Annotated in this window: 14 protein-coding genes; all 14 read left to right on the top strand. The window is 36.8% G+C overall.

The genetic code is table 11. The features are described 5' to 3' along the window. The first annotated feature begins 3 nt into the window (after positions 1 to 3). The 14 genes from glmM to DW059_RS08080 all read left to right on the top strand — a co-directional run bounded on the left by glmM (position 4) and on the right by DW059_RS08080 (position 12,766). Entirely contained in the window at positions 4 to 1,353 is a 1,350-nt protein-coding gene (glmM, locus tag DW059_RS08145) for a phosphoglucosamine mutase (protein ID WP_022244508.1), read from the top strand. A 17-nt stretch (positions 1,354 to 1,370) separates the two neighbouring features. Then, complete coding sequence (locus DW059_RS08140; protein ID WP_022244507.1) at positions 1,371 to 1,634, top strand: HPr family phosphocarrier protein; 264 nt, start codon at positions 1,371 to 1,373, stop codon at positions 1,632 to 1,634. 3 nt (positions 1,635 to 1,637) lie between these two features. Then, positions 1,638 to 2,513 (top strand): dTDP-4-dehydrorhamnose reductase, encoded by an 876-nt coding sequence (gene rfbD / locus DW059_RS08135; RefSeq protein WP_117698434.1) that lies wholly within the window; start codon positions 1,638 to 1,640, stop codon positions 2,511 to 2,513. 11 nt (positions 2,514 to 2,524) lie between these two features. Continuing rightward, positions 2,525 to 3,349, top strand: a complete 825-nt coding sequence (locus tag DW059_RS08130; protein ID WP_117698433.1) for a glycosyltransferase family 2 protein — start codon at positions 2,525 to 2,527, stop codon at positions 3,347 to 3,349. Positions 3,350 to 3,359: 10 nt separating this feature from the next. Then, entirely contained in the window at positions 3,360 to 4,049 is a 690-nt protein-coding gene (locus DW059_RS08125; RefSeq protein WP_117698432.1) for a glycosyltransferase family 2 protein, read from the top strand. A gap of 9 nt (positions 4,050 to 4,058) precedes the next feature. Beyond that, entirely contained in the window at positions 4,059 to 4,421 is a 363-nt protein-coding gene (locus tag DW059_RS08120) for a DUF2304 domain-containing protein (RefSeq protein ID WP_117698431.1), read from the top strand. Next, positions 4,422 to 5,267 carry an NAD-dependent epimerase/dehydratase family protein gene (locus DW059_RS08115; protein ID WP_117698430.1) on the top strand — a complete coding sequence of 282 codons (846 nt, stop codon included), beginning with the start codon at positions 4,422 to 4,424 and terminating at the stop codon, positions 5,265 to 5,267. Between the two features lie 51 nt (positions 5,268 to 5,318). Continuing rightward, a complete protein-coding gene (gene rfbB / locus DW059_RS08110) occupies positions 5,319 to 6,404 on the top strand; it encodes a dTDP-glucose 4,6-dehydratase (RefSeq protein WP_117698429.1) in 1,086 nt (361 codons plus the stop codon). Positions 6,405 to 6,592: 188 nt separating this feature from the next. Next, positions 6,593 to 7,471 (top strand): glucose-1-phosphate thymidylyltransferase RfbA, encoded by an 879-nt coding sequence (rfbA, locus tag DW059_RS08105; protein WP_117698428.1) that lies wholly within the window; start codon positions 6,593 to 6,595, stop codon positions 7,469 to 7,471. 20 nt (positions 7,472 to 7,491) lie between these two features. Beyond that, a complete protein-coding gene (gene rfbC / locus DW059_RS08100; protein WP_117698427.1) occupies positions 7,492 to 8,058 on the top strand; it encodes a dTDP-4-dehydrorhamnose 3,5-epimerase in 567 nt (188 codons plus the stop codon). A 47-nt stretch (positions 8,059 to 8,105) separates the two neighbouring features. Further along, complete coding sequence (locus tag DW059_RS08095) at positions 8,106 to 8,843, top strand: ABC transporter permease (protein ID WP_330408336.1); 738 nt, start codon at positions 8,106 to 8,108, stop codon at positions 8,841 to 8,843. An 11-nt stretch (positions 8,844 to 8,854) separates the two neighbouring features. Then, positions 8,855 to 9,592 (top strand): ABC transporter ATP-binding protein, encoded by a 738-nt coding sequence (locus tag DW059_RS08090; RefSeq protein ID WP_117698425.1) that lies wholly within the window; start codon positions 8,855 to 8,857, stop codon positions 9,590 to 9,592. A gap of 10 nt (positions 9,593 to 9,602) precedes the next feature. Continuing rightward, the gene (locus tag DW059_RS08085; RefSeq protein WP_117698424.1) at positions 9,603 to 11,918 is read left to right on the top strand and encodes a rhamnan synthesis F family protein; all 2,316 of its coding nucleotides are present in this window, start codon (positions 9,603 to 9,605) and stop codon (positions 11,916 to 11,918) included. A gap of 5 nt (positions 11,919 to 11,923) precedes the next feature. Next, positions 11,924 to 12,766, top strand: coding sequence for an acyltransferase family protein (locus DW059_RS08080; RefSeq protein WP_117698423.1), 843 nt, complete (start codon positions 11,924 to 11,926; stop codon positions 12,764 to 12,766). Positions 12,767 to 12,882 lie beyond the last annotated feature (116 nt).

Here is a 12,882-nt window from a genome sequence, read left to right as displayed (position 1 = left end):
AAAATGAGCAGAATGTTTGGAACAGATGGTGTAAGAGGTGTTGCAGGAGCGGAGCTGACCATTGAACTGGCAACAAAGCTTGGGCAGGCAGGTGCCTATGTGCTGACGAAAGAGCAGGAACATCAGCCGACATTAATTGTAGGATGTGATACAAGAATTTCAGGTGGAATGCTTGCCAATGCACTGATGGCAGGAATCTGTTCTGTAGGAGCCAATGCAATCTATGTAGGGGTAATGCCGACACCGGCGATTGCCTATCTGACCAGAAAACATAAAGTAGATGCAGGCGTTGTGATTTCCGCATCCCATAATCCGATGGAATTTAACGGAATCAAATTCTTTAATGGAGACGGATATAAGCTGTCTGATGCGTTGGAGGATGAAATCGAAGAGCTGATCCGCAATAATATGAAAGATGTTGTACTGCCGATTGGATCCGGTGTGGGAAGAATTGACTATCGTTTTGATTTGCGTGATGAATATGTGAAATTTATGAAGAAATGTGTGCCGGTTGATTTGACCGGTATGAAGATTGTGATAGACTGTGCAGAGGGTGCATCCTACTATACATCGGTTAAGACATTAAAAGACCTGGGTGCAGATTTGGTTGCTATCCATACGAAGCCGGATGGAACCAATATCAATGCCAACTGCGGTTCCACCCATATGGAAGAACTTCAGGCAAGGGTTGTTTATGAAAAAGCAGACGTTGGTCTTGCATTTGATGGCGATGCTGACCGTATGCTTGCGGTAGATGAAAAAGGTAACCTGGTGGATGGCGACCAGCTTATGGCAATCTGTGGATGCCATATGAAGAAGAAAGGAACTTTGAAGAAAAATACCATTGTAGTAACCGTTATGACCAATCTTGGCTTCAGTCTGATGGGAGAGCGGGAAGGCATCCATGTAGAGAAAACCAAGGTCGGAGACAGATATGTCCTTGAAAATATGCTGGAGAATGGCTATAATATCGGGGGTGAGCAGTCCGGACATATTATATTTTTAGATGATAATACAACCGGTGACGGACTTCTTTCCGGACTTCATTTATTACAGGTAATGAAGGAAACCGGCAGGAAATTATCTGAGCTGGCAGAGGTGATGGAAGTATTGCCGCAGGCACTTGTGAATGCCAAAGTGCCGAATCACAAGAAAGAAAAATTCATGGAATATACTGAGATTGCAGAGGCAATCAAGGCATTGGAAGAGAAATTCAATGGGGAAGGAAGGGTACTGATTCGTCCATCCGGAACCGAGCCGCTGGTAAGAGTTATGATTGAGGGAAAGAACCAGAGCGAGATTGAAGAAGAAGCACAGAAGCTGGCTGAATTAATTACCAACACAATGCTGTAATCAGGAGGGGAATAGAAATGGTAAGTCAGAAAGTTAAAATAAAGAATCCAACAGGATTACATTTGCGTCCGGCAGGAATACTCTGCAAGGAAGCAATGCAGTATAAATCGTTAGTAACATTTCATTATCGCGGAAATACTGCTAATGCCAAAAGTGTTTTAAGCGTACTGGGTGCGTGCATCAAATTTGGAGATGAAATCGAATTCGTCTGCGAAGGTGATGATGAGGACGAAGCATTAAAGGCAATGGTAGAAGCCGTAGAAAGTGGATTAGGAGAATAAAAGATGAAGAAGATATTGGTAACTGGATGCAATGGACAGTTAGGAAGAGCTATTCGTAAGGAATATGCAGAACAGAATATTGAATTCATAAATACAGATGTTGTTGCAGGCGATGGAATTGTATCACTGGATATCACCAATATTGATGTTGTAATGAACATGGTGAAAGATGCAAAACCGGATGTAATTATTAACTGTGCTGCACATACAAATGTAGATAAATGTGAAGAGCAGGAAGACCTGGCATATAAAATTAATGCGATCGGACCGAGAAACTTAAGCATTGCAGCAACAGAAGTGGATGCAAAAATGATCCATATATCAACTGATTATGTCTTTGAAGGAAATGGAACGAGACCGTATATAGAATTTGACAAGCCAAATCCGATCAGCGCATATGGAAGAACAAAATTAGAAGGCGAAAATTTTGTAAAACAGTTTGCTAGTCGTTTCTTTATGCTTCGGACAGCATGGCTTTATGGTGATGGCAGAAATTTTGTGAAGACGATGCTTTCTTTGTCAGAAAAGCATGATGAGTTAAATGTTGTCTGCGACCAGCTTGGATCACCGACAAGTGCAGTAGAACTTGCAAAGATGATTCATTTCCTGGAAGGAACAGATAATTATGGCATTTTTCATGCTACCTGCGAAGGTGACACAAACTGGGCAGAATTTGCAGATGAGATTATGAAACAGGCAGGAAAGAAGACCAGAATAAATCATGTGACCAGCAAACAGTATAAAGAGATGAATCCGGCATCTGCAAACAGACCTGCATATTCGATTCTGGAAAATTATATGATAAAGCTGACCAGCGATTACAGAATGGCAGACTGGCAGGATGCATTGACTGTATATATGAAAGAACTGCTGGGATAATAGGTGGAAAGATGGAACCATTAGTAAGTGTATGTATTCCGGCTTATAATAATGCCGGGTATATCAAAGAGACAATCGATTCGATTTTAAATCAGACCTATCAGAATATTGAACTTGTGATTGTAGATGACAATTCGAAAGATGAAACCTTAAAAGTTATACAAAGCATTAAGGATCCGCGGATAAAAGTCTATCACAATGAAGAAAACCTGGGCATGGTGGGAAACTGGAATAAGTGCCTGAGCCTTGCAAATGGTGAATATATTAAGCTTATATGCGCAGACGATATGATAGACAACAATGCGATAGAGATAGAAGCAAAAGCGATGCAGCAGAATCCGACGGCTAATCTGGTAGAGAGCGATACACGTCTGGTTGATATAAATGGAAAAAAGACTGGTGTATTTCACAGATATCGTAAATTGGGATTGGTAGATGGTAAAAAAGTTGCAAAAAAATCGTTATTAATACAGAACTTTTTTGGTGCTCCGGTTAATAACATGATTCGTAAATCAGCACTGGAAACAGTAGGATACTTTGATGAATCTTTTACATATATATTAGATTTTGATATGTGGATCCGGCTGGCCTGCAGTGGAGATGTATATATTATTCACCAGCAGCTTAACAGCTTCAGAATACGGAATGATTCAAACACAGGAAATTTAATTGGAGAGAATCGCGACGTATATGTGGACGAGCATAGACGACTGGTTGAAAAACATGCTTTGAATAAGGAATTACATATATCTGGATTTGATGTGAAATTCAGTATATGGTTCCGTAAAGTGAGAAATGTATTGATTGGAATATACTTGAAATTATTCTCGAAGTAGGAGTAATCAGATGAAGAAACTAGTAATCATTCCGGCGTACAATGAGGAAGGCGGAATTGTAAAGACGGTTACAGATGTAGTAGAAAATGCAAAAGACTTTGACTATGTGGTAATTAATGACTGTTCTAAAGATAATACGTTGAAAATATGCAGAGAACATAATTTTAATGTGGTAAATCTTCCGGTTAATATGGGAATAGGGGGAGGCGTCCAGACGGGATATATGTATGCGTACCGGAATGGTTATGATATTGCAGTGCAGTTTGACGGTGATGGGCAACACAATGCCAGCTATCTGACGGAAATGTCAGAAAAACTTGTCAAAGAACAATTGGATATGGTAATTGGTTCAAGATATATCGAAAAAGAAGGATTTCAATCCTCTGGAATGCGTCGGCTTGGTATCCGGTATTTTACTGGACTGATAAAGCTGTTGACAGGAAAGAAAATTACAGATCCTACTTCTGGCATGAGAATGATAAACCGGAAAATAATGAAACAGTTTTCAGAAGAATATCCAAAAGATTATCCGGAGCCGGAAAGCGTTGTGACAATTTTGAAAGAAGGCGCTAAGGTAGAAGAAATACCGGTAAAGATGAATGCAAGGGAAGAAGGCGTTTCATCAATATCTCCGTCTAAATCTATATATTATATGGTAAAAGTAAGCATAGCAGTTTTGATTGCTGCGATACGAAAGTAGAGGTGGACAATGGATATAAAAATACAAATAATAATACTGGTAATAATTATTATTGCATTATTAAGTCTTGGAAATATGATTCGCAAAAAAAAGGTAGATTTAAGATATGCATTGTCCTGGATTATAGTGGGCTGCATTATGCTTGTGTTTGATATATTTCCACAACTGTTAGGAAAGCTTGCAACTATTTTAGGATTTGAACTTCCTATAAATATGTTGTTTTTCCTGGGTGTGTGTTTGGCACTGGCAATATTGTTCATGCAGACAGTTGCCATTTCCAATTTGTCGGAGAAGGTAAAAAAACTGACACAGGAAGAAGCTTTAATGAATAAAACAGTTGATGATAAGATAAAGAAAAGAGAGGAAAAGTAAATGAGCAAAACAAAGGTATTGGTTACAGGTGCGAATGGTTATATTGGCAGACATGTTGTAGAACAATTACTTAATATGGGGGCTGATGTTCTTGCAGCGGATTTCAGTTTTGATGGAGTTGATGAGAGAGCACAGAGAGTGGAAACACCGATTTTTAGCGGCTTAGAAGATATTTATGAACAGATGGGAAAACCGGATGTATGCATTCATCTTGCATGGAGAAACGGATTTGTTCATAATGCAGATTCTCATATTGAAGATCTTCCGAACCATTATACTTTCTTAAAGAATATGATAGAAGGCGGATTGAAACATGTTGTTGTAATGGGAACAATGCACGAAGTAGGATATTGGGAGGGGGCAATTGACGAAAATACTCCAACCAACCCATTATCGCTTTATGGAATTGCTAAAAATGCATTAAGACAAATGGTGGAGCTTCTTGCCAAGAAAAGCGAAGTTTGCTTTCAGTGGACTAGAGGTTACTATATTATAGGAGATGACATTAAGAGTAATTCAATCTTCTCCAAAATTGTACAGGCTGAGCAGGCAGGTAATAAAAAATTCCCATTTACTACAGGAAAAAATTTGTATGATTTTATCTCTTTGGAAGAACTTGCAAAGGAAATTGCATGTGTAAGCTTACAGACAGAAGTGAATGGTATTATTAACTGTTGTACAGGAAAACCGGTATCACTTGCAGAACAGGTAGAATCATTTATTAAAGAACATAATTTTAAAATCCGTCTGGAATATGGTGCATATCCGGATCGTGCATATGATTCACCGGGAGTATGGGGAGATGCAAAGAAAATTCAGCAGATAATGAGCAAAGTTGAAAAGTAAAAGAATAGATGATATAATAACACAACAATGTAAATTAGGAGGATACTCAAAATGAGAACTTATTTGGTAACAGGTGGAGCAGGATTCATAGGATCCAATTATATTCATTACATGTTTCGGAAATATGATAATGAAATCAGAATTATTAATGTAGATGCTCTGACATATGCAGGTAACCTGGAGAATTTGAAAGATATCGAAAATAGAGATAACTATACTTTTGTGAAAGCTGATATTACAGATAGTGAAGCAATCAGCAAAATCTTTGCTGAGAATGATATTGACCGTGTGGTTCATTTCGCAGCAGAGAGTCACGTTGACAGAAGTATTAAACATCCAGAAGTATTTGTTAAGACAAATGTACTTGGAACTGCTGTTATGCTGAACTGTGCAAAGGCTGCATGGGAATTGCCAGATGGTACGTTTAAAGAAGGAAAGAAATTCTTACATGTATCTACAGATGAAGTATATGGATCATTGGAAGATGATGGAACAAGTTACTTCTATGAGACAACACCATATTCTCCTCATAGTCCATATTCAGCAAGTAAAGCTTCTTCAGACTTTTTAGTAAAAGCTTATATTGATACTTATCATTTCCCGGCTAATATCACAAACTGTTCTAATAATTATGGACCTTATCAGTTCCCAGAGAAACTGATTCCTCTTATTATTAATAATGCATTACATGGAAAGAAGTTACCGGTGTACGGTGATGGAATGAACATCCGTGACTGGTTGTATGTAGATGATCATGCAAAAGGAATTGACATGGTTCAGGAAACTGGTCGTCTTGGAGAGACATATAATATCGGTGGACATAATGAAAAACGTAATATTGAAATTATAAATATTATTATCGAGACTTTACAGGAGATTCTCCCGGATGACGATCCAAGAAAAGCAAATGTAAGTAAAGATTTGATTACTTATGTAGAGGATCGTAAGGGACATGACAGACGTTATGCAATTGCTCCGGATAAGATTAAAGCTGAGATTGGCTGGGAGCCGGAAACTATGTTCAAAGATGGTATCAAGAAGACAATAGCATGGTATCTTGAACATGAAGACTGGATGAAGAATGTAACAAGTGGCGATTATCAGAAATATTACGAAGATATGTATAGTAATAAATAAAAATAAGAAATAAATAAGAAATGGAAGGGCTGCCCGATTTTAAATCGGACAGTCCTTTTTGCAACAAAATCAAGTCATTGCAAAGAATGTATATTGTGAAATACAAAAGACCCGTAATTTGCTTTTTCTTTACAAAAGTGTTAAAATAAATCGATTATATTATGACGAAAATGTTGGAGGTATGTTTGATGAAAGGAATTATACTTGCTGGAGGTTCCGGCACAAGACTTTATCCATTAACAAAGGCTATTTCAAAACAGATTATGCCGGTATATGATAAGCCAATGATTTATTATCCGTTATCAACACTTATGCTTGCTGGAATTCGAGAAGTACTTATTATTTCTACTCCGAGAGACCTTCCGGTATTTGAGGAATTGTTAGAGGATGGAAGTCAATTGGGTATGCACATCGAATATGCAATTCAGGAAAGCCCAAGAGGACTTGCAGATGCATTTATTATTGGAGAAAAATTTATTGGTAAAGATGCTGTTGCATTGGTATTAGGAGATAATATCTTCTATGGACAGAGTTTTTCCAAGGTATTAAGAAGTGCTGCAGAGCGTACAGAAAATGAAGGCGGAGCTACAATCTTTGGTTATTATGTAAGAGATCCAAGAGAATACGGCGTAGTAGAATTTGATGAAAATGGAAAAGCTTTATCTATTGAAGAAAAACCAGCAGAACCAAAGTCTAATTATGCGGTTCCGGGTTTGTATTTCTATGACAATAATGTAGTTGAAATTGCCAAAACTGTGAAACCATCAGCCAGAGGAGAAATTGAAATTACAAGTGTTAATAATGAATATTTGAACAGGGAAACTTTAAGTGTAGAGACTTTAGGACGAGGCTTTGCATGGCTTGATACAGGAAATCATGATATGCTCCTGGCAGCCGCTGATTTTGTATCAGCATTCCAGAAACGTCAGGGATTGTATATTTCATGTATTGAAGAAATTGCTTATAAGAGAGGCTTTATAGATAAGGAACAGCTTGTAAAACTGGCGCAGCCTTTGTTGAAAACAGATTATGGTAAGTATTTGATGGAAATTGCAGAAGGATTATAAATAGAAAAGAGGAAAACAAAATGGGAAAAATTAAAGTAACAGATGATTGCAACGGTATCAAAGGATTAAAAGTAATTGAGCCTGCAGTATATGGAGATGCCAGAGGTTATTTTATGGAGACATATAATTATAACGATTTCAAAGAGGTTGGAATTGATTGTGAATTTGTGCAGGATAATCAGTCAGCATCTAAGAAGGGTGTTTTAAGAGGACTCCATTTTCAGATAAATTATCCACAGGACAAGCTGGTTCGAGTTGTAAATGGTACTGTATTTGACGTGGCCGTAGATTTAAGAGAAGGCTCTGAGACATTTGGAAAATGGTTTGGTGTAGAACTTTCCGCAGAAAATAAGAAACAGTTCTTCATTCCGAAAAATTTTGCTCACGGATTTATTGTTTTGAGTGATTATGCAGAATTCTGCTATAAAGTAACGGATTTCTATCATCCAAATGATGAGGGCGGATTATTATGGAAAGATCCGGAAATCGGAGTTGAATGGCCAATGCCGGAAGGCATGACTGAGGCAGATCTTATTTTATCGGATAAAGATAAGGTTTGGGGCGGTATTAGCACATTTAAGAAATAGAGGTTAATATGCGACAGTATATAGATACATTCATGAGATATCGGTCTTTGCTGACAGAACTGGTCAGCAGAGACCTTAAAACTAAATACAGAAGATCTGCATTGGGATTTATGTGGTCGGTGCTGAACCCATTGGGAATGATGGTTGTATTGACTATTGTATTTTCTACAGTGTTTCAGCAGGCAATTCCAAATTTCCCGGTTTATTTAATGTGTGGACAATTAACATTTAACTTTTTTAATGAGGCGAGCAATATGGCAATGACCTCTGTGCTGGATAATGCACCTTTGATTAAAAAAGTATATGTGCCAAAATATTTATTTCCATTATCAAGGGTGTGTTCATCTTTGGTAAATATGTTGACATCATTTGTTGCGTTAATGATTGTTATATTAATTACAAGAACACCAATTACATGGACTATTTTTTTGTCAGTATTTCCAATTTGTTTTGCAACATTGTTTTCCCTTGGAATAGGACTTATATTGTCTGTGGTTGTGGTGACATTTCGGGACATGAAACACTTATATAGTGTTATTACAACGGCATGGCTATACTTGACACCAGTATTCTACCCAATTAGTATGCTACCTGATTCAGTTGCAGTAATAGTTAGAAATAATCCGTTGACATTAATTGTTGAAATTTTAAGATATAATGTATTGTACCATCAGGTAGCTCCGTTTGTATTGGTATTAAAAACATTGATTTATTGTGCTGTAGCTATGATATTGGGCTTGTGGATGTTTAAAAAACAGCAAGATACCTTCATATTGAAATTATAGGAGGAATTGGTTTGAAACACGAAGAAAATGTGATTGAAGTTGAAAATGTTTCACTTCAATTCCGTTTATATAAAGAAAAAGTTGATAGTATAAAAGAGTATGTGCTAAAAAGAGCAAAAAGAGAATTGGAATATGAAAATTTCTGGGCACTGAAAGATATCAGCTTTGATGTAAAAAAAGGTGAGGCAGTAGGTCTTGTCGGGAAAAATGGTTCTGGAAAGAGTACAATGTTGAAAGTAATTGCGGGAGTCATAAAACCTACATTTGGTGAGGTGAGAAAACAAGGCTCAGTTGCACCAATGATTGAACTTGGTGCAGGCTTTGATTTTGATTTGACTGCAAGAGAAAATATTTATTTGAACGGAGCTATTTTGGGGTATCCTAAGGAGATGCTTCGTGAAATGGAGCATGAAATTATAGAGTTTGCGGAATTGGAAAAGTTTGCAGATGTTCCGGTGAAGAATTTTTCCTCTGGTATGGTAACACGTCTGGGTTTCTCTATTGCAACAATATATAAACCGGATATTTTAATCGTAGACGAAATTTTGTCTGTAGGCGATTTTAGGTTTCAGGCAAAATGTGAGGAAAGAATTGGCTCTATGTTAGAGAGTGGAACCACATTGCTATTAGTATCACATAGTACAGAGCAGGTACGACGAATCTGCGATAAAGCTGTGCTTATAAATCACGGAAATATGCTCTTACATGGTGACGTGGATGAAGTGTGTGATATGTATACAAGACTATAGGAGTTAAATTATGATAATTGATGAAAAGAAAGTAAAGCGTTTAATAGCTTATTTTATTTATGATAAACAGGGAATTGTAGATGATTATATCATTTACATGCTGTGTGCATTAAAAGAGCATTCCAGTGAAATAGCCGTTGTTGTAAATGGAAAATTAACATCGGAAAGCAGGAAAAAGTTAAATCAGGTGACACCTGTAGTGATGGTGAGAGAGAATAAAGGACTTGATGTATGGGCATACAAAACAGTTCTCGATTATTATGGATGGGATAAACTAGTTACATATGATGAAGTTATCATGATGAATTTTACGATAATGGGACCGGTGTATCCATTGAGTGAAATGTTTGAATCCATGAGTGCCAGAGATTTAGATTTCTGGGGAATTACAATGTATCATAAATATGAGAAGGGTGATCCATTTGGAACTATTGAATGTGGCTACATTCCAGACCATATTCAGTCTCATTTTATTGCAGTACGAACACCTATGTTAAAAAGCATTGAATTCCAAAGTTATTGGAATAATATGCAGGAAATTAAGGATTATCGTGATGCAGTAGGATGTCACGAGGCGATGTTTACAAAACGCTTCTCGGAAAAGGGGTTTAAATGGGATGTTTATGCAGATATGGGAGATGGTTATAATAATCATCCGATTTTGTGTGCAACAAGAGAAATGCTGGAAGAAAAACGCTGCCCTATTTTTAAAAGAAGATCATTTATGCAGGACTACTCCAACATTATTCATGATACAGTAGGACAGGAAGCTATCGAAGCATATGATTTCATAGATAAGCATACAGATTATGATGTGAATCTGATTTGGGATAATATTTTACGTCTGGAGAATCAGGCAGATATTAAGAAAAATATGCAGCTTAATTTCATACTGGACAGTAAACATGGTACAGATATATCAGAAGTGTTAAAGAAAAAAAGAGTAGCACTTGTGCTACATTTCTATTTTGAGGATTTGGCAGAATACTGTCTTCATTATGTACAGTCAATGCCAAAAGAAGCAGATATTTACGTGACAGTTGGTTCAGAAAAAAAGAAAAAAATTATTGAAGAGACTTTCTCGGTATTAGAAAACAATGTGAAAGTGATTTTGATTGAAAACCGGGGAAGAGATGTTAGCGCTCTTTTAGTTGGAACAAAGGATTTTATCATGGATTATGATTATGTTTGCTTTGTTCATGATAAAAAGGTAACTCAATTATCGCCACAAACAGTTGGGGCTGGTTTTTCATACAAATGTTTTGAAAATTTATTGCCGACAAAGGAATTTGTTCAGAATGTAATTCGGACATTTGAAGAGAATCCAAGAGCTGGATTGTTGACACCGCCACCGCCAAATCATGGTGATTATTATATTACTTTGGGACTTGAATGGGGCATGAATTATGATGTTACAGTAGAACTTGCAGAAAAATTAGGCATAACAGTTCCGATTGATAAAAAGAAAGAGCCGATTGCTCCACTGGGAACAATGTTCTGGTTCAGACCGAAGGCCTTGAAATTATTGTTTGACCAGGATTGGGAGTATAAGGATTTCCCGGCAGAACCAAATAAAATTGATGGAACGCTGTTGCATGCTGTGGAACGGATTTATAGCTATGTAGTACAGCAGGAAGGCTACTATCCGGCATGGATTTTTTCGGAAAAAGGTGCTCAGATTGAAGTGACTAACTTAAACTATATGGTGCGTGGATTAAATAATGCAGTATTTCATATGGGACCGGGTGCGGGAAATTATGAGGATGTTCTGATTACAACAAAACGTGCATTTGGGGAATGGAGAATGTGCCGCTCGGCTTTAGGCTATTTGGAAGGAAATATTGTGCGGGCCAGAATGTATTTTAAAAATGAAAGTGGATTTTCGGAAGAAAATTCATTCCTGGCAGAGAACTCAGTGGATGAAGTCAGCCATCTGGATAATCATGAATTTTTGTATACAGATTTGGACAAACTTGGTGTGATTGAAGAATTACGCTGGGATCCGGGTGAAGTTGGCGGAATTGTAGTAAGAGATATTCATATTAAAGTGTTATTCCAAAATAATCACATTGAGGAGTACACATTAAAGGATGCAGTAAGTAATGGGGTAATGGTTGATGATGAGCTGGTATTTATTGCCCCGGACCCTCAGATGTATTTCAGATTAAGGACTACAGGGATTATTAAAAAAATAATAGTACAGTGTGATTTTATGAATAGTGTTTCTACACAATGTGCACAGAAAATTTATGATAAAATTGGTGGTAAAAAGCCGTTTAAATTCCTGAAAAAAGTGTATAGAAAAATAAAAAAAGTTGGAAAGTGAAAACGATGAAAAGAGAAAGAATATTTTATTTGGATTTTATTCGGGCGTTGGCAGTAATACTTATTTTGCTTACACATTATAATGCATTATTTCTCTACATGGATCCGCAGCCTCTGGATAAGGTTGTAATCACATATAGAATATGCAATTTGTATATCGGTGATTTTGGTGTGTCATTGTTCTTTATTATATCAGGCGCCGCATTGATGTACGTATATGAAAACAGCTGCAATCTGGCAAAATTCTACAAGAAAAGATTTGTTGCAATTTATCCAATGTTCTGGATTACTTATATAATTGCGTTTGTAATACAGAAGCTGGTATATCATGCGGATTATTCTGGAATACCAAAACAAAATATTTTGTATACGATATTTGGATTTGACAGTTATTATGCTGCTGTAAAGCCGACTTTCTTCATAATTGGTGAATGGTTTTTAGGATGTATTATTTTAGTTTATATACTATTTCCGTTACTGCGTTGGGGGGCAAATAAGCACCCGGGAACATTTAGTGCAGCAATTATTTTAGTATATCTGTTGTCAATTGTGTGTTATCAGACAGGATTGAGCAAAGCAGAACTGGTGACGGTGAGACTTCCGGAAGTATTTTTTGGAATGCTTTATATGAAATATTTTAAAAAGACAAACTGGAAAGTTGCTTTGGGAGCCTTGGCGGTGTTGATTGCGAATACCATTCTGTCACCTGCTTTCAATAGTAACATTCAGACGACTTATGTTGGCGTTGCCACATTTTTAGTATTGACATTTATTGCAAAGTTTGTTGATTGTAAAGTATCAAGGGCAATATGCAGCTTTTTATCAAAATACTCATATGCTATTTTTTGATACATCATTATGTTGGCGTTGCCACATTTTTAGTATTGACATTTATTGCAAAGTTTGTTGATTGTAAAGTATCAAGGGCAATATGCAGCTTTTTATCAAAATACTCATATGCTATT

It is taken from the genome of Roseburia sp. AF42-8 (assembly GCF_003435965.1).
Classification (GTDB): domain Bacteria; phylum Bacillota; class Clostridia; order Lachnospirales; family Lachnospiraceae; genus Roseburia_C; species Roseburia_C amylophila.
Note: the sequence above shows the minus strand (reverse complement) of the source record. Positions and strands in the feature narration are given on the sequence as shown.